General features: G+C 38.0%; 17 protein-coding genes. All 17 read left to right on the top strand.

Annotated features, from left to right (window positions below; translation table 11 throughout):
- Positions 1 to 7 precede the first annotated feature (7 nt).
- The 17 genes from AC6BKE_RS24375 (at position 8) to thrS (ending at position 18,033) form a co-directional block, all read left to right on the top strand.
- On the top strand, positions 8 to 448 hold the full coding sequence (locus AC6BKE_RS24375) for a MaoC/PaaZ C-terminal domain-containing protein (RefSeq protein WP_036118931.1): 441 nt from the start codon (positions 8 to 10) through the stop codon (positions 446 to 448).
- A gap of 52 nt (positions 449 to 500) precedes the next feature.
- The gene (locus tag AC6BKE_RS24370) at positions 501 to 1,217 is read left to right on the top strand and encodes a response regulator transcription factor (protein WP_036118933.1); all 717 of its coding nucleotides are present in this window, start codon (positions 501 to 503) and stop codon (positions 1,215 to 1,217) included.
- Positions 1,214 to 2,749 carry a two-component system histidine kinase PnpS gene (gene pnpS / locus AC6BKE_RS24365; protein WP_036118935.1) on the top strand — a complete coding sequence of 512 codons (1,536 nt, stop codon included), beginning with the start codon at positions 1,214 to 1,216 and terminating at the stop codon, positions 2,747 to 2,749. Before AC6BKE_RS24370 ends, pnpS begins: the two co-directional genes overlap by 4 nt.
- A 366-nt stretch (positions 2,750 to 3,115) precedes the next feature.
- Entirely contained in the window at positions 3,116 to 3,484 is a 369-nt protein-coding gene (locus AC6BKE_RS24360; RefSeq protein WP_036118937.1) for a CidA/LrgA family holin-like protein, read from the top strand.
- On the top strand, positions 3,481 to 4,194 hold the full coding sequence (locus AC6BKE_RS24355; protein ID WP_058843383.1) for an LrgB family protein: 714 nt from the start codon (positions 3,481 to 3,483) through the stop codon (positions 4,192 to 4,194). The genes AC6BKE_RS24360 and AC6BKE_RS24355 overlap by 4 nt, the downstream gene beginning before the upstream one ends.
- Positions 4,195 to 4,333: 139 nt before the next feature.
- Positions 4,334 to 5,296: an FtsH protease activity modulator HflK gene (hflK, locus tag AC6BKE_RS24350; RefSeq protein ID WP_036118942.1), complete on the top strand. Its 963-nt coding sequence runs from the start codon at positions 4,334 to 4,336 to the stop codon at positions 5,294 to 5,296.
- Positions 5,296 to 6,306, top strand: coding sequence for a protease modulator HflC (gene hflC / locus AC6BKE_RS24345; RefSeq protein ID WP_036118944.1), 1,011 nt, complete (start codon positions 5,296 to 5,298; stop codon positions 6,304 to 6,306). The genes hflK and hflC overlap by 1 nt, the downstream gene beginning before the upstream one ends.
- Before the next feature lie 183 nt (positions 6,307 to 6,489).
- Positions 6,490 to 6,906 (top strand): hypothetical protein, encoded by a 417-nt coding sequence (locus AC6BKE_RS24340; RefSeq protein ID WP_036118946.1) that lies wholly within the window; start codon positions 6,490 to 6,492, stop codon positions 6,904 to 6,906.
- A gap of 83 nt (positions 6,907 to 6,989) precedes the next feature.
- Positions 6,990 to 7,259, top strand: coding sequence for a hypothetical protein (locus AC6BKE_RS24335; RefSeq protein ID WP_499858183.1), 270 nt, complete (start codon positions 6,990 to 6,992; stop codon positions 7,257 to 7,259).
- Positions 7,256 to 9,883, top strand: coding sequence for a DNA polymerase I (polA, locus tag AC6BKE_RS24330; RefSeq protein ID WP_499858182.1), 2,628 nt, complete (start codon positions 7,256 to 7,258; stop codon positions 9,881 to 9,883). The genes AC6BKE_RS24335 and polA overlap by 4 nt, the downstream gene beginning before the upstream one ends.
- 12 nt (positions 9,884 to 9,895) lie before the next feature.
- On the top strand, positions 9,896 to 10,768 hold the full coding sequence (mutM, locus tag AC6BKE_RS24325) for a bifunctional DNA-formamidopyrimidine glycosylase/DNA-(apurinic or apyrimidinic site) lyase (RefSeq protein WP_058843381.1): 873 nt from the start codon (positions 9,896 to 9,898) through the stop codon (positions 10,766 to 10,768).
- A 13-nt stretch (positions 10,769 to 10,781) separates the two neighbouring features.
- The gene (gene coaE, locus AC6BKE_RS24320; RefSeq protein ID WP_141904696.1) at positions 10,782 to 11,375 is read left to right on the top strand and encodes a dephospho-CoA kinase; all 594 of its coding nucleotides are present in this window, start codon (positions 10,782 to 10,784) and stop codon (positions 11,373 to 11,375) included.
- Positions 11,376 to 11,579: 204 nt separating this feature from the next.
- Positions 11,580 to 12,602: a glyceraldehyde-3-phosphate dehydrogenase gene (locus AC6BKE_RS24315; protein ID WP_036118955.1), complete on the top strand. Its 1,023-nt coding sequence runs from the start codon at positions 11,580 to 11,582 to the stop codon at positions 12,600 to 12,602.
- A gap of 188 nt (positions 12,603 to 12,790) precedes the next feature.
- On the top strand, positions 12,791 to 13,261 hold the full coding sequence (nrdR, locus tag AC6BKE_RS24310; protein ID WP_036118958.1) for a transcriptional regulator NrdR: 471 nt from the start codon (positions 12,791 to 12,793) through the stop codon (positions 13,259 to 13,261).
- A gap of 16 nt (positions 13,262 to 13,277) precedes the next feature.
- The gene (locus tag AC6BKE_RS24305; RefSeq protein ID WP_036118960.1) at positions 13,278 to 14,642 is read left to right on the top strand and encodes a replication initiation and membrane attachment family protein; all 1,365 of its coding nucleotides are present in this window, start codon (positions 13,278 to 13,280) and stop codon (positions 14,640 to 14,642) included.
- 27 nt (positions 14,643 to 14,669) lie between these two features.
- A complete protein-coding gene (gene dnaI, locus AC6BKE_RS24300; RefSeq protein ID WP_255358782.1) occupies positions 14,670 to 15,599 on the top strand; it encodes a primosomal protein DnaI in 930 nt (309 codons plus the stop codon).
- Positions 15,600 to 16,101: 502 nt separating this feature from the next.
- Entirely contained in the window at positions 16,102 to 18,033 is a 1,932-nt protein-coding gene (thrS, locus tag AC6BKE_RS24295) for a threonine--tRNA ligase (RefSeq protein WP_036118963.1), read from the top strand.
- Positions 18,034 to 18,357: the final 324 nt, after the last annotated feature.

Genomic DNA, 18,357 nt, shown 5'->3' with positions numbered 1-18,357 from the left:
CGTATCTTTGCTTCAAAAAAATAGTAAACTTGGTCTCACAATTGATGAAATTACAGTTGGCGAGAAGATCCATATAACAGAAAAAATCGAGGATAGGGATTTATTGCTGTATTTAGGGCTGACAAACGATAGTAATCCGCTTTATATTCAACATGATTATGCGGCGATGACACCTTTTCAAAAACCAATTGTGCCGACAATTATGTTAAATGGAATTATTACATCAGCTGTGTCCAAGTATATTCCGGGGCCAGGTGCGCGAATTATTGAGCAACATTTAAAATATTTAGGTCCTCTCTATCATTATGAATTATTTGATACGCTTTTAGAGGTAACGGCAGTCAATAAATACGACAATACGATTACGGTATCTGTACACTCATATAATGAGCAAAAGGAGCTTGTGATTGAAGGGATGCTGTTGGTGACACCACCGCTTATATTATAGACGTCTTGAGATTTGAAATGGGGGTTTCAAATCACTTACGGAGGCATTATACATGACAAAAACAATTTTAGTTATTGAAGATGAATTTTCGATTGCAACATTATTGAAATATAATTTAGAACAGGCTGGCTATGTCGTTGAAACGGCTGCTGATGGTCAGGAAGGACTTGAAAAAGCAATCGACCTACAGCCCAATTTAATTCTTTTGGATTTGATGCTTCCAAAACTAGATGGTATGGAGGTATGTAAACAAATCCGACAGCAACGTATGAATACGCCTATCATTATGTTAACTGCAAAAGATGACGAATTTGATAAAGTTCTTGGTCTTGAGCTAGGCGCAGATGATTATATGACAAAGCCTTTTAGTCCACGTGAAGTATTGGCACGTGTCAAGGCTGTGTTAAGACGTTTCACACAAAATGTTGTGGTAGATGATAAGGATGAGCCTAAAGAAAAAATGTATGAGTTTGGACAATTGAGAGTGTTTCCAGAGCGTTTTGAAGTTTTTTTACAAGACGAAGCATTGGAATTTACACCAAAAGAGTTTGAGCTACTTATTTACTTACTTGAAAATAAAAATCGAGTTCTAACACGTGATCAGCTATTAAGTGCTGTATGGAAATATGATTTTGCTGGCGATACTCGAATTGTGGATGTACACATTAGCCACCTTCGCGATAAAATCGAGGAAAATAGCCGTAAGCCAATGTTCATTAAAACAATCAGAGGCCTAGGTTATAAATTTGAGGAGCCGAAAACGACATGAAATCAATGAGCAACCGCTTATTCTTGACATTCATGCTTTTACTTGGAACGATACTAGCTGTCCTAATGATTGTTATAGGTCAGCTTTTTCCTGTTTATATCAAGCAATACAATGAACAAGCAACCACGCAATTACAGGCGTCGATGGATCAAGTAATCGATGAACGCAAGATGGAATTATCAAAGGAAGATCAGGAAGCATTGTATGCAGTACAAAGCATGAAACAAGAGGAATCGTTGTTGTCCTATGTGCATGCCCGACTCTACTTAGTACTGGCTGTTCTTTTCACCATCACATTAATTTTAATCGCCATTGTAAGCCGCTATATGATTCGCAATTTTACGGCACCTATTGATAACGTGACAGAAACGGCTCTTGAGCTTGCCAAGGGAAACTACCGTGCACGTGCCCATGAAAATGAACATGAACGCATGATACCACTCAGTCATTCCATAAATATTTTAGCACGTAATTTACAGGATATTACGACGATACGTGAAGTAGAGGAAGAACGACTGAAGACCTTAATTGAAAATATGGGAAGCTCTCTCATGATGATTGGCCGTGAAGGAAATATTTCCATCGTGAATCGGGTATTTCTAGAGCGCTTTGATATGCAGCTTGATGATGTACAAGGAAAGGTATTTCGTACAATAGGTTTACCAAAATCATTAGAGCAATTTATCGATCATGTCTTTCTAACAGAGATGCCTTATCGACAACAAATCAAAATGGAAATACAGCAGGAGCTCTATAATAAAGAAGTCTACGGGGCACCTGTCATCGGGGATCATGGACGATGGCTAGGCGTTGTTATCGTTATGCACGATATAACGGAACTTGTTCGATTGGAGCAAATTCGAAAAGACTTTGTTGCTAATGTATCACATGAATTACGTACACCTATTACTTCTATTAAAGGCTTTTCGGAAACATTATTGGATGGGGCCTATAAGGATGAAAAAATGCTGATCTCCTTTTTAGAGATCATTTATAAAGAAAGTAATCGACTTCAAATGCTCATTCAAGATTTATTAGAGCTGTCAAAAATTGAGCAGCATGGCTTTACTGTTAATATTATGCCGATGGGCTTACAAGATGTTTTAATCCGTGGAGCAGAGCTGACTGCACCGCGGTTAGATGAGAAAAATATGAGCTTCCAAGTAGATTTCGAACGAGATGTCCAAGTAATGGGAGATGCCAACCGTATTATTCAAATCGTGACGAATTTAATTACCAATGCTATTACATATTCTCCTGAAAACACGACTGTTTCCATTCGTTTAAAGGAAAATGAAACACATGGCATTATCGAAATAGAAGACCAAGGAATCGGTATTGAAAAGCATGAAATTGCTCGTGTTTTTGAGCGTTTTTATCGTGTGGACCGAGCAAGAAGTCGTAATTCTGGCGGAACAGGATTAGGGTTAGCGATTGTGAAGCATCTTGTAGAGGCCCATCATGGTCGTATTCAAGTAGAAAGCGAAGTCGGAATGGGGACTAAAATGATTGTCATGATTCCAAAAGATTAACAATTCCTTTACATGAACAACATGTTATATTCATATTTGGGTACTATACTAATTACTAGAAACCCCCTATATGATTGTTAAGACGATAACCATAAAAAATCTACTATCTAGTTGGAGATTTTCTAATAAGGATTTTATTTTCACCACAGAAAGAATGTAGTGTCTTTTTTAGGCACTACATTCTTTTTCTGTTTTACAGGGAGGAAAAATAGGTGTAAAGTATAGTAGCATAAAGTTTAACAACAATTTTTTTGGCAATTGTTTGTTAAACCATCGCTTTGACAGTCAGTGAATCAACCTTCTTTTCATTTTGAATTGTGTTTTTCTGACTGTTGAGGCAGAGAAAAAAATGAGAGAAGGATGACCATGAAAATCGTCAAAAGTATCGTGCAGATCGGCTATCTTTACATCTTATTATTTATCGGAAATACTATTGCACGCCTACTTCACTTGCCGATTCCAGGGAGCATAATAGGGCTCGTCCTATTATTTTTACTTTTACAGTTTCATATAATCAAGCTTGAATGGATTGAATTAGGAGCAGCTGTATTACTAAGTGAACTCTTACTATTCTTTATCCCATCTGCCATCGGTGTAATTGATTATCATGCTTTATTCGGTGTGCAAGGAATGAAGGTTGTGCTGGTCATTGCTGTAAGTGCAATTGTCGTGATGTTTGTAACGGGCTATACAGCACAATGGCTAGAGCAACGAAAGAAGAGTGATACAGTATGAGTCTATTTATTGCTACCATCAGCTTATTAGGAACTATTGCTATTTTCTATATTTGTAAAATGTTCTATAAGAAATATAAAAAAGAATGGTTATCACCCATGTTGATGACGCCTTTAGTGATTATAGGTATTTTATTGCTGACAGGCATACCTTATAAAACCTATAATACTGGAGCGAATGTTTTAACAAATTTACTAGGGCCAGCAACCGTTGCGTTTGCGATTCCGATTTATAAAAATGTGAATCTATTAAAAAAACACGCATTCGAAATTTTCGTCAGTATTGCGGTTGGCTCTGCAGTTGCTATCGTATCATCCTTTATCATGGCTCTAGTGGTAGGGCTGAATGATGAGTTGGTGCATAGCTTAGTGCCACGTTCAGTAACAACACCTATAGCGATGGACATTTCAAATATGATTGGAGGTTCCCCTACTCTTACAGCCGTATTTGTTATGACGACTGGTATTTTAGGGAGCTTGTTGGCACCCATCGTTATTAAAATATGCCGTTTCCACAGACCTTCATCTAGAGGCCTAATGCTTGGGATGGGTGCTCATGGAACTGGTACTTCTAAAGCATTTGAACTTGGCGAGCTAGAAGGAACATTTGCTAGCCTGGCAATGATCGTTGCCGCCTTAATCAGCATTGTATTATCTACAACCATTTTCCCAGTATTTGAACATCTGGTTATCAATATCCTGTTGCCATAAAAGGTAACAGGATTTTTTTATCTTGCTTCAGAAATGTTTTTACAAAGCGTCACGTAAAAATAATTATATGAAAATATTTTGAAACTTTTTCTTAAGGTCTCCCGTAAACAATAGTACTAAGCAAAAGGGAGGAATAGACATGAGTGTGAAAAGGACACTAATGATAGTTGGACTTGGAATATTTGGTATTATTGCACTTATTACAGTTTTTACATCATGGTACACGGTGGATGAATCAGAACAAGCTGTTGTCATTACATTTGGTCGTGCCGATGATATGGTTACAAATCCAGGCCTTCACTTTAAATTACCTTGGCCAGTGCAGTCGGTCGAAATTTTATCAAAAGAAACATTTAGTTTACAATTTGGCTATAAGCAAAATAAAGAGGGAGATCTAGAGGCCTACGATGCTGAAACAAAGATGATTACAGGGGATGAAAATATTGTTTTAACAGACCTTGTTGTTCAATGGAAAATTACTGAGCCTAATAAGTTTCTATTTAATTCACAAGATCCTGAAAGAATATTACATAGCGCGACATCGAGTGCCATTCGTTCTATTATCGGAAGTTCTTCTATCGATGCAGCGTTAACAGAAGGTAAAGCTGATATCGAAGCAAAAACGCGTCAATTATTAGTATCTCTTATAGAAAAGTACGATATTGGAATTAGTGTTTTAGGTGTAAAATTACAAGATGTAGAATTGCCAAATAAAGATGTGCGTGCAGCATTCACAGCTGTTACAGATGCACGTGAAATGAAAAATACGAAAATAAATGAAGCTGAAAAATATGAAAACCAACGCATTAATGAAGCCCAGGGTGAACGAGATGCGATTATGTCAAAGGCAAAAGGTGCTAAAACAGCTCGTATTGAGCAAGCACAAGGTGATGTAGCTGTCTTTAATAAAATGTATGAGCAGTATAAAGGCAATCAACAAATTACACGTGAGCGTTTAATTTTAGAGACGCTAGAAAATGTCTTACCAAAAGCACAAATTTACATTATGAATGATGATGGTAGTACGATGAAGTACTTGCCGCTACAGTCACTACAACCTCAGCAGACACAAACAGAGAAAAAAGAAGGGAGCGGTAATTAATGGACCAAAAAAATAAGGATCTTGACAAATTCCTCAATTTTTTATCGGGCAAAAGTAAAAAAGCTGCTCCATCAGAAGGCGACTCAGGGGACAATGTAGTGAAAATGTCAAAAAAAGGTCCTAATAATCCAAAGAAGTATATCTCTCTAGCTGTAACATTAACAGCTGTATTTGCTCTAGTGATTATTTTATTAACGAATATTTATATAGTGAAGGAATCGGAATATGCAGTTGTTCGACAGTTCGGAGAGGTTGTTAAGTTCGAGCGCGAACCCGGTTTAAATATGAAAATTCCATTTATTCAAAGTGTCACTAAGTTACCAAAAAACCAAATGACATATGAAATTTCAGAAGAAGAGATTAATACAAAGGATAAGAAGCGAATAATTATCGATAATTATGCTGTATGGCGTATTACAGATCCAAAATTATTAATTTCTAATGCTGGGACGATTGAAAAAGTGGAATCACGAATGGAAGAATTTATTTATTCTGTTATTCGATCTGAGCTTGGACGAATTGATTATAATCAAATAATTAATGATGAGGATTCTTCGAGAGGCAGCATTAATGATACGGTGACTGAACGTGTTAATGAACTGCTTTCAAACGATAAATACGGCATTGAAGTAGTAGATGTACGTATTCGTCGCATTGATTTGCCAACTGAAAATGAGCAATCTGTTTTTACGAATATGATTTCAGATCGTGAATCCATTGCCCAAAAATATCTTTCTGAGGGAGATGCTCAGAAACGTCGTATTGAAGCCAAAACAGATCAAGAAGTACAAGAAATGCTAGCTACAGCCAATAAAGAAGCTGCCATTATTCAAGCTGAAGGTGAAGCAGAAGCTGCAAAAATTTATAATAAATCATTCTCTCAAGATCCTGAATTTTATTCCTTATACCGCACGCTAGAATCATATAAGAAAACGGTTGGAGAAGATACGGTCATCATTTTACCTTCTACTTCACCATATGCCAATATTTTGTCTGGTTATATAAAATAAACAGTCAATTAAAGTCGTCTCTTATGAAAGAGGCGTCTTTTTTATTGCTACAAAATTATAATTATCTATTTATTTGGATTGTTATTTTATGAAAATAATAGAAATTTATAAATTTATATTCCCCAATCTACTATAATTTGATAGAATGAAAATGTTTAAAATGAATAGTTGGGGGTAAGAGCTTTGAAATTAAAAATTAGCACATGGCTCCAAAATTTAGGGATCGCTTGTAGTATAGCATCGTTATTGACACTCTTCTTTCGCCTATCTGAATTTTCCTGGGTGACGAAAAGTGTTTATCATATACCAGTCTTTTTTGTTTGTATCTTTTTAATGAGTATTATTATTGCAGCGGATGTAAGAAATTTGTTTAAAAAGTTGTTTTGGTATGAAAAACGTAAGATTCAGCGTCCTATTTGGCAAGTAGGGATCGGCTTTATTTTCTTTTTGGCACAAATCAGTATGGTAATGGTATTTAGTCAAGAGTTGACACAGCCACAATTAGGTGGTATGCCATTATTTCTAGTGATTGCCTTTATGAATGCATTTATATTAACCGTCATATATGAAGAAATTTTTTATCGTACATCCAATCAATAACAGCTATCGAATATTGAAATTTCAGATGGACCCAGATTATAACCTTTTAACGGTTTGATGATGTATTAATAAAGCCAATCGCATTGAGCGGTTGGCTTTTTGCTATGGATCGAGATGCAGAAGTGATGGATAGCATGTTAGAAGTGATGGATAAAACCACAAATGTGATGGATAGCATGTTAGAAGTGATGGATAAAACCACAAATGTGATGGATAGTGTGCCGAAAGTGACGGTTAGCACCTCGAAGGTAGCGGATAATCTTGCGGATGACCGTCTGCTTTTTTTACTTGAAATGCATTGTTATGATAAAGTAGAGGGAAGTAGAAGACAACGCAGGAGGATAAAATCATGACCAAAGAAAAATTACTATTATTGGACGGTAATAGTTTAGCGTATCGCGCGTTTTTTGCGTTGCCATTGTTAACGAATGATAGTGGCATTCATACTAATGCTGTATACGGCTTTACAACAATGCTACAAAGAATATTAGAGGAAGAACAGCCAACGAAAATATTGGTGGCCTTTGATGCAGGAAAAACTACGTTTCGCCATGAAACTTTCACGGAATATAAAGGTGGACGACAAAAGACACCACCAGAACTATCAGAGCAGTTCCCTTATTTACGAAAGCTTATAGATGCCTATGGTATTAAGCAATATGAGCAAGAATTATATGAAGCGGATGATATTATTGGGACGCTTGCTAAAGAGGCTTCGTCACAAGATATGGATGTCATCATCGTAACGGGAGACCGCGATTTAACGCAGCTGGCGACAGAGCAAGTAACCGTTTATATTACGAAAAAAGGCATAACAGAAATTGAGAAAAATACACCTGCCTTTATTGCAGAAAAATACGGTTTATCACCGCTACAAATTATCGATATGAAAGGTTTAATGGGGGATGCCTCCGATAATATTCCTGGTGTGCCAGGTGTTGGTGAAAAGACCGCTGTTAAATTATTGAAAGAGCATGGCTCCGTTGAGGCACTTTATGAGGCGATGGATACATTGAAAGCTTCTAAAATGAAGGAAAAGCTGGTGGCTAATGAAGAGCAGGCTATCATGAGTAAGAAGCTGGCAACGATCTATACAGAAGCCCCTATTACGATTTCACTTGCTGACCTCGCCTATAACGGACCAAATGAAGAAGAATTAATCAATGTCTGGCGTGAGCTTGGCTTTAAATCACTCCTTGATAAAAGTGATTTTACAATGCAGGAAGAAGAGCAAGCACCTTTCGATTATGTACTAGCCGAAGAAGTGCAACCAGAGGATTTACTAGATGTAATGGCTGTCCATGTTGAACTGGAAAATGAGCATTATCACACTTGTCAGCTACTAGGAATTGCGTTGTCAGATGGAACAAAGACGCAATATATTCCATTTGATATTGCAGCAAAATCGGATGCGCTCCGTCGCTGGCTAGAAGATGCCACAAAAATAAAATATATGTCCGATTCAAAGGCAGCTCAAGCGGCATTAAAGCGAGTAGGTATTCAATTGGCAGGCGTTGACTTTGATCTGCTACTAGCCTCTTATATTAATAATCCTGGATTAAGCGGGGATGATGTAGCAACACTTGCGAAGGAATTAGGTTACTATGATGTTCAAGCAGATGAGGCGGTTTATGGAAAGGGAGCTAAGCGTGCAATTCCTGACATGGATCAACTTGCACAGCATGTTAGCCGTAAAGCCTTTGCTGTGTGGTCATTACAGCCAAAGTTAGCAACCTTATTAAAAGAGAATGAACAATTTGAACTTTATAAAAACCTAGAGCTACCATTGGCAGGGATTTTGGGCGAGATGGAAAGTGAAGGGATTACTGTTAACCGTGCTACGTTAGAGAAAATGGGTCAAGAGCTTAATGATAAGCTGATAGTGATTGAGCAAGAAATTTATGCGGAAGCTGGAGAAACCTTTAATATTAATTCCCCTAAACAATTAGGTGTTATTTTATTCGATAAGCTAGGGTTACCTGTCATTAAAAAGACCAAAACGGGCTATTCAACAGCGGCTGATGTACTGGAAAAATTACAGTCAGAGCATGCTATCATCAAACATATTCTGTTGTATCGCCAGCTTGGAAAATTACAATCCACATATATTGAAGGCTTATTAAAGGAAATCCATGAATCAGATAGCAAGGTCCATACACGCTTCCAACAAGCATTAACGGCGACAGGGCGTTTAAGCTCCACTGATCCAAATTTGCAGAATATCCCGATTCGTTTAGAAGAGGGTCGCAAAATCCGTCAAGCATTTGTCCCATCAAAAGAGGGGTGGATTCTGTTTTCTGCTGACTACTCACAAATTGAATTGCGAGTGCTTGCACATATGTCGGAAGATAAAAACCTTGTAGAGGCCTTCCGTGAAGGGATGGATGTTCATACACGTACTGCTATGGATGTATTCCATGTAGCCGAAGAAGAGGTTGATAGCAATATGCGTCGTGCAGCGAAGGCTGTTAACTTTGGTATTGTCTATGGTATTAGTGATTATGGCCTTTCACAAAACTTAGATATTACACGTAAGGAAGCAGCCACGTTTATTGAAAAGTATTTCGCAAGTTTCCCAGGTGTGAAACAGTATATGGATGATATTGTGCAAAATGCGAAATTTAATGGTTATGTCACAACGATTTTAAATAGACGTCGCTATTTACCAGACATTACAAGCTCCAACTTTAATTTGAGAAGCTTTGCAGAGCGTACTGCGATGAATACGCCGATTCAGGGAAGTGCTGCGGATATTATAAAAAAAGCGATGATCGATATGGATGCTCGATTGAAAAAAGAAAAAATGCAGGCAAAGCTACTTCTTCAAGTGCATGATGAATTGATCTTTGAAGCACCTCAGGAAGAAATTGCATTGCTAGAAAAAATTGTACCAGAGGTAATGGAAAATGCTATTGAGCTTTCAGTACCGCTCAAAGTAGATTTTAACCATGGCTCGACATGGTACGAGGCAAAATAAGGAGGGATTCAAATGCCTGAATTACCAGAGGTGGAAGGTGTCGTCCAGGCATTGAAACCAAAGATTGAAGGACGCACCATTCAACAGGTTCAACTATCTGAAAGAGTACATTTCTCTTTTAGTGAAGGGAAACAATGTATTGTAAAACAAGCAGAGCCTGATGCTTTTGAAATAACGATGTCCCAGATGACCATTACCAAAATTGAACGCCGAGCGAAATACATTTTCTTTCATTTGCTGAGGGATGATGTTCCATATGTCCTTGTCAGTCATTTAGGCATGACAGGTGCCTGGTTTGTTGTCAATTCACCAGAAGAAATCCATGAGGCAAAATTCCAAAAGCATATTCATGCCACATTTAAAATGGCTGATGGAGGATACTTGATTTATTCGGATATTCGCCGCTTTGGCGAACTTCGCTTTCTAACAAAAATTGAAGATCATGCGCCATTAACAAAAATGGCCCCAGAGCCATTTGATGAGCATGCATGTGACTTTTTTATAGCAAAATCTAAATTACCGAAATATGAAAATAAGGCGGTAAAAGAAGTGATTATGGATGGGCAAGTTATATCGGGCTGTGGCAATATTTATGCTACAGAGGCATTGTTTGCTCAGAAAATTCACCCAGCACGCAAAATGAACCGCATCAGTGAAAAGCGGAAGCGGGCATTATTCAAGGAAATTGTTACTGTCCTACGTCAAAGCATTGAAGCAGGCGGTTCAACAATATCTGACTATCGAAACATTAATGGGGAAGCTGGGAGTATGCAAAATCGACTGCAAATGTATGGGAAAAAGCTATGTCCAGTATGTGAAACGGCAACAAGTCAAATGACGATTGGTGGGCGTACCTCAGTTTATTGCCCAAATTGTCAACATTAAAGGGGATTTAACGATGATTATCGGACTTACAGGGAGTATTGCAAGCGGAAAAAGTACAGTAGCAAAAATGATGATCGAACTGGGGTTACCGATTGTCGATGCAGATGTTGTAGCACGAGATGTTGTAGAACCAGGAACAGAGACTTTAGCATTCATTGCTGAAAGCTTTGGACAAGCCATTTTGCTTGAGGATGGCCATTTAAATCGAACAATGCTTGGGGATATCATTTTCCATGAGCCTGCTAAGCGCAAAATATTAAATGATATTATGCATCCAGCTATTCGCAAAGAAATGCTACGTCAGCGCGATGCCTATTTAGAGGCAGGACATGAGCATGTGGTAATGGACATTCCATTGTTATTTGAAAGTAAGCTGCAGCATTTTGTAGAGCGTATCATTGTGGTATCAGTCAGTGAAGAAGTTCAGCTCCGTCGCTTAATGGAACGCAATCATTTATCGAAAGAGGATGCATTGGCGCGTATGCACTCGCAGCTACCGATGTCTGTCAAAGAAAAAGGTGCACATGCGGTCATTTATAATAATGAGAATATAGAAAACACAGAGGAACAATTAATAAAAATCCTGCGCTATTGGGGTGTTATTTAATTGGTCAATCAGGTGCGTAGCAAGCCAATCTTGCTGCGCATTTTTTTATGGGAAAATGCCATAATAAAGAATAATTTTTCAGAAAATAAGAACTTTTATATTCTCAATATATAATGTTCATCTTTTTTAAAATTGTGTTATACTAATCACCATAAAGTATATAATTAATTAATTTGAGTTTGTACTCACGGGAGGATATTATAAATGACAGTATCAATTGCTATTAATGGTTTCGGGCGTATCGGACGTATGGTTTTCCGCCAGGCTATCGTACAACAAGGTTTAAACATCGTTGCAATTAATGCAAGCTATCCAGCAGAAACGTTAGCACATTTGATTAAGTATGACACAAATCACGGAACATTTGAGGGTACGGTAGAACCAGCAGGCGATGCTTTAGTTGTAAATGGTAAACGTGTTCAAATTATTAGTGAACGTGATCCATTAAAATTACCTTGGGCTGAAATGGGTGTAGATATTGTTATTGAAGCTACTGGTAAATTTAATGAGCGTGATAAAGCAGCTATGCACTTAGAGGCTGGGGCAAAAAAAGTAATCCTAACAGCACCTGGTAAAAACGAAGATGTCACAATTGTTTTAGGTGTAAATGATGACAAACTCGATATTGCGAAACATGATGTTATTTCAAATGCTTCTTGTACAACAAACTGCTTAGCGCCAGTTGCAAAAGTATTGAATGACACATTTGGCATTGAAAATGGCTTAATGACAACGGTTCATGCATATACAAACGACCAAAAGAACTTAGACAATCCACATAAAGATTTACGTCGTGCACGCGGCTGCGCACAATCTATTATTCCAACATCTACAGGTGCTGCAAAAGCATTGAAATTAGTTTTACCTGAATTAGAAGGTAAAATTCATGGTATGGCACTTCGCGTTCCTACACCAAACGTATCTTTAGTAGACCTTGTAGTAGATTTAAATACGGATGTCACAGTTGACTCTGTCAATGCAGCATTCGTAAAAGCTGCAACAGAGGGGCCAATGAAGGGCATTCTCAACTTCTCAGTAGAACCATTAGTATCTGCTGATTACAATACAACTACTTACTCTTCAACAGTTGATGGACTTTCTACAATGGTTTTAGGCAATCGCAAAGTGAAAGTACTTGCTTGGTATGACAACGAGTGGGGCTACTCTGCACGTGTTGTAGACCTTGTGAAAAAAGTGGCGAATGCTTTAGAGACAGTAAACGCGTAATAATTTTTTATAGAGAGCACATTGAAATCGACATGGTTTCAATGTGCTCTTTTTTTGGAGAAACTTTCCTTGTGCTTTAGGTTCTTTAGGTTTATCATGAGCACACAAACATGAATGCACTTTTCTTACATGTAGGAAATTTGTTATAATAGAAATATTAAAATGTTGTAAATCAGGAGAGTAATTATATGAGATGTCCATCTTGCCAATTTAACGGAACGCGTGTTGTGGATTCGAGGCCAGTAGATGATAACAAAGAAATTCGTAGACGTCGTGAATGTGAGTCATGTGGCTTCCGTTTTACAACGTTTGAAAAGATTGAAGAAACACCATTAGTTGTAGTGAAAAAGGAAGGTTCACGAGAGGAGTTTAGCCGTGAGAAGGTACTTCGTGGGCTTATTCGTGCTTGTGAAAAACGTCCAGTGGCGCTTGATGTACTGGAGGAGCTTGTCCTGTCAATTGAAAAGGATCTTCGCCGTATTGGAAATTCAGAAGTACGTTCAGAAGATGTTGGTGAAATGGTAATGGACCGCCTAGCCAAAATCGATGAGGTCGCTTATGTGCGTTTTGCATCGGTTTACCGTCAGTTTAAAGATATCAATGTCTTTATTGAGGAAATAAAGGACATTATTCAACGTCAGACGGAGAAGAAATTATAGCAAACAGAGAGGATGAATGACGTTGATTCATTTATATAAGGAATTGCAGCCTGGCGATCCTTTCGACATTCGTCTACCTCATGCATTTTCTACACAGGAGCGTCAATTAGTTACATTATTTTATCAACCATTAACGGGTTCAGAGCCAATCAGCCTTTATTTAACATTATGGGCGGAAGCAGAGCAAATGCCAAAACAACAAATGACACATTATTATTTAATGAATGTGCTTGGATTGCCCATTGGTAAAGTGTTTGAAGCTCGTATTGCACTAGAGGCAATTGGTTTGCTGCGTACATGGAAAAAGGAAAATGCTGGTGAGCGTAGTTTTTTATATGAGCTACAGCGCCCACTAGATGCAGATAGCTTTATGAAAGACCCGTTGCTGTCGATGTTTTTGTTTAGCAAAATTGGCGAACAGGCCTATCGAAATTTACGTCAGCGCTTTATGTCACCAATAAAGGATACGGAGCTTAAGGATGTGTCCCGTGCCTTTATTGATGTCTTTAAGCCTGTTCACGCTAATATTCCAGCAGATATACAAGTAGATACGAGTCATAAGGATAAACAACCGAAAGTATATCCTTTTTATTTGGAGCAATTTGATTTTGAGCTATTACAAGCAGGTTTGTCAGAGCAATTGGTACCTTCCAATTTGCTGACATTAGAAGTACGTGAAGCGATAGCAAAACTGGCGTTTTTATATCATTTAACGGCCCTTGATATGCAAAAAGTTGTGATTCTTGCTTTGGATGATGATTTAGGAATTTCCCAGGAACGTTTACGTAAGGCCGCTGCCGATTTTTATAAATTAACCGTGTCAAAGGAGCCGCCAAAATTAGCACGGGTAACTGAACCATTACCAGCAGCAGAAGCAGGGCAAAAAACGAAGGATCAAGAGCTCCAACACTATTTAGAAACGACAGCACCTGTACAAGTGTTACGTGATATTAATAATGGAAAAGAGCCTTTGCAAACTTCTGTCCAGCTAGCGGAAAATTTAATCGTTCAGCATGGTATGCCTATTGGAGTGGTCAATGCTTTGTTAGAATACGTTATGCTAACGACAGATATGAAGCTGCCAAAAAAATATGTGGAAACGATTGCGGATCACTGGGTACGTAAAAATGTTCAAACAGCCAAGGAAGCTATGGAGCTTGCACGTCAAGAGCATGATAAATATACGGCTTGGAAAAATAAGCCACAGACTACAAGTAAAACGAATCAGCAAAACAAAAGACGTTCAGGACAGCAACGTGAAGAAAAAGTGCCTGAATGGTTCTATAAACGGAATGAAAAACAAGAGGAATCTACTTCTAGCACAATAGATTTTGAAAAAGAGCGACAGAAAATATTAGAGATGCTAGGAAAAAGTGAATAGTAAAGAAGGTGAACAACTATCGAACCTATAAATGGACCATTAAAACGAGCAATTAATGTACCCTCGTTTCAAGAACGCTATGAAGCAATGCGACGTGAAATTTTAGAACATCCACGTGTGCAGGAATTTCTAGCTCAGCATGCAGATGAATTAAACTATGACAATATAGAGCGAAATTTACCTAAGCTTCATGAGTTTATTAGTCAATCTACTGAGTGCTGTGGCTGTGACAATACTGAACATTGTACAAACTATTTAAAAGGCTTCCTTCCTACATTAAGGGTAGTACGGAATTCTATTGAAATGGACTATGTACGCTGTGAGCAAAAAATCAGAGAAGAAGAACGTCGAGATGTTGCGAATATGATTGCCAGTATGCACATGCCAAAAGACGTGCTTCAAGCAACTATTCAAGATTTAAGTATTGATGATGAATCACGTGTGACAATTGCACAAAAGGCAGCTCAATTTGTAAAAATGACAAAAGAAACAGGTCAATTACCTTCAAAAGGTTTTTACTTATACGGTAAATTTGGTGTAGGGAAATCTTTTGTACTTGGAGCACTAGCTAATGAATTAGCGTCCACTAAAATTCGCTCTGTTGTGGTTTTTGTTCCAGAGTTTTTACGAGAAATGAAAAACGCCATTGGCGACAATACCTTGAACGAGAAAATTGATTATATAAAAAAAGCTCCTGTTTTAATGCTAGATGATTTAGGCGCAGAAACAATGACGGCTTGGACACGAGATGAAATATTAGGAACTATTTTCCATTATCGTATGGCAGAGCAATTGCCAACGTTTATTACATCTAATTTTAATTACGATGAATTAGAGCATCATTTAGCACAGTCACAAAAAGGTGATATCGAGGTTGTAAAGGCAGGACGTATTATGGAACGAATAAAAGCCTTGACTGAGCCTATTGAAATGCGAGGTAATAATCGTAGAATGTAACATGGCATTGATAGTTGCATTTTTCGACAATCGAGCGTATACTGACTCATATACTTAATATCAATATGCATTGATGAGGACATGAATTTTGTGTATCGGCTTATAGAGAGGGAAGTCATTGGCTGAAAACTTCCTAGTGTGAGCACATCATTTACTACCTACTGAGCAGCGAAAGGGATAATCTTTCGCCGGTCCCTAGCCCGTTAGCTAGCCTTGAGCTTCGTCTGACTTTGGATAAGTCGGAAGGAAGAAGGGTGGAACCACGAGCATACGCTTCGTCCCTTTCGTAGGGACGGGGCTTTTTTATTTGTCTCAGATTTCATTGAAATCGTTGTGGGAAATGGTGGCTCCACTCATAAAAGGAAAGAAGTAGCTCATGAAAGTAATGTCTCCACTCTAACCGAGTAGGACCCCGCTCAATTCAAGCCGAAGTCACACAAACAATGACTCAAGCTAATTATCAAGCATTATGTATTCAACAAAATGAAGGAGTGCAAAGAATATGTCAGAAATGATTAAATTAACTTTCCCAGATGGCGCTGTAAAGGAATTTGCAAAAGGTACATCAACTGATGATGTAGCATTATCTATTAGCCCTGGCTTACGTAAAAAAGCTTATGCCGGTAAAATCAATGGTGTGTTAGTAGATTTAAAAGCACCAATTGAAGAGGATGCAACAATTGCGATTATTACACAAGATGATGTGGAAGCACTTGAAATTTTACGTCACTCTACTGCCCATTTAACAGCACAAGCTATTAAACGTCTATTCCCAGATGTGAAGCTTGGTATTGGCCCAGTCATTGAAGGTGGTTTCTACTATGATATTGACTCACCAACACCAATTACTGCTGAAGATTTGCCAACAATTGAAAAAGAAATGAAAAAAATTATTGCTGAAAACCTAGAGGTAGAACGTAAAAATGTAAGCCGTGCCGAAGCACAAGCAATCTATGAGGAGATTGGCGATGAATACAAATTAGAATTACTTGAGGCCATTCCAGCAGATGAGCAAGTATCTATTTATTATCAAGGCGAGTTTTTCGATCTTTGCCGTGGTATTCATGTACCATCAACTGGGAAACTACGTGAATTCAAGCTGTTATCATTAGCAGGTGCATATTGGAGAGGGAACTCTGATAACAAAATGCTACAACGTATTTATGGTACAGCGTTCTTCAAAAAAGAAGAATTAAAACATCACCTACAAATGCTAGAAGAAGCAAAAGAACGTGATCACCGTAAAATCGGAAAAGAGTTAGAACTGTTTACAACTTCTCAAAAAGTAGGTCAAGGTTTACCACTTTGGTTACCAAATGGTGCAACAATCCGTCGTGTTATTGAACGTTATATTGTCGATAAAGAATTATCACTAGGTTATAAACATGTTTATACACCTGTACTAGGTTCGAAAGAGCTTTATCAAACTTCGGGTCACTGGGATCATTACCAAGATTCTATTTTCCCACCAATGGAGATGGATAACGAGACATTAATTATGCGTCCGATGAACTGTCCTCACCATATGATGGTATACAAAAACAGCATGCATTCTTATCGTAACCTACCATTACGTATTGCAGAGCTTGGTACAATGCACCGTTATGAAATGTCAGGAGCGGTTTCAGGTTTACAACGTGTACGAGGAATGACTTTAAACGATGCACATATTTTTGTTCGTCCAGATCAAATTAAAGCGGAGTTCCAAAAAGTAGTACAGTTAATTTTAGAGGTTTATAAAGATTTCGATTTAAATGATTACTCATTCCGTTTATCTTATCGCGACCCAGCAGATACTGAAAAATACTTCGATGATGATGCAATGTGGGAAAGAGCACAAAGCATGTTAAAAGAAGCAATGGATGAGCTTGGCTTAGATTACTTCGAAGCAGAAGGTGAAGCGGCATTCTATGGTCCTAAACTTGACGTTCAAGTAAAAACAGCGATTGGTAAAGAAGAAACTTTATCTACAGTTCAATTAGACTTCTTATTACCAGAGCGATTTGACTTAACGTATGTTGGGGAAGATGGAAAACCACATCGTCCAGTTGTTATTCACCGTGGAGTTGTATCAACAATGGAACGTTTCGTTGCCTTCTTAATTGAAGAATACAAAGGGGCATTCCCAACTTGGTTAGCACCAGTACAAGTAGAAGTTATTCCAGTATCGAATGAAGCGCACTTCGACTATGCAAAACAAATTGAAGAGCAATTAACAGCAGCTGGCTTGCGTGTGGAAATGGATGATCGTGAAGAGAAATTAGGCTATAAAATCCGTGAAGCACAAATGAAAAAGATTCCGTATATGCTAGTAATTGGTGACAAGGAAGTAGAGGCAAATGGCGTAAATGTTCGACGCTATGGCTCAAAAGATTCCGAAACAATTAGCTTTGAGGATTTCCTAGCAACTATAAAAGCCGAAATTACAAAATAAGCTTTCATAACAAAGTACGCTTGCCAAAGTGAGGGTTTCTGTGTAAAATGAATCTTGTTTTTGTATAGAACATTTACATTTAGGTCAAGCTAGTAGTGATAAGAAAATAAACATTTGACAGCTTATCATATACATGCTAATATAGTTAAGGTTAATGAATACAAAGTTTGTGGTTGAAGTAGAGGCTGCCCGCTTCTCACCTGATACAACGCTTTAAAGGCTGTGAACAGGTATGACACGTTGAATTGTTTTGCGTAGACTTGCGCATGCACATATAGCGGGCGGACATCTTCAAAAATGTCCGTCCTTTTTTTATGGACATGA

It is taken from the genome of Lysinibacillus sp. COL-1, assembly GCF_059814265.1.
The sequence above is the reverse complement of the archived record's forward strand: the minus strand, read 5'-3'. Positions and strand labels throughout refer to the sequence as shown.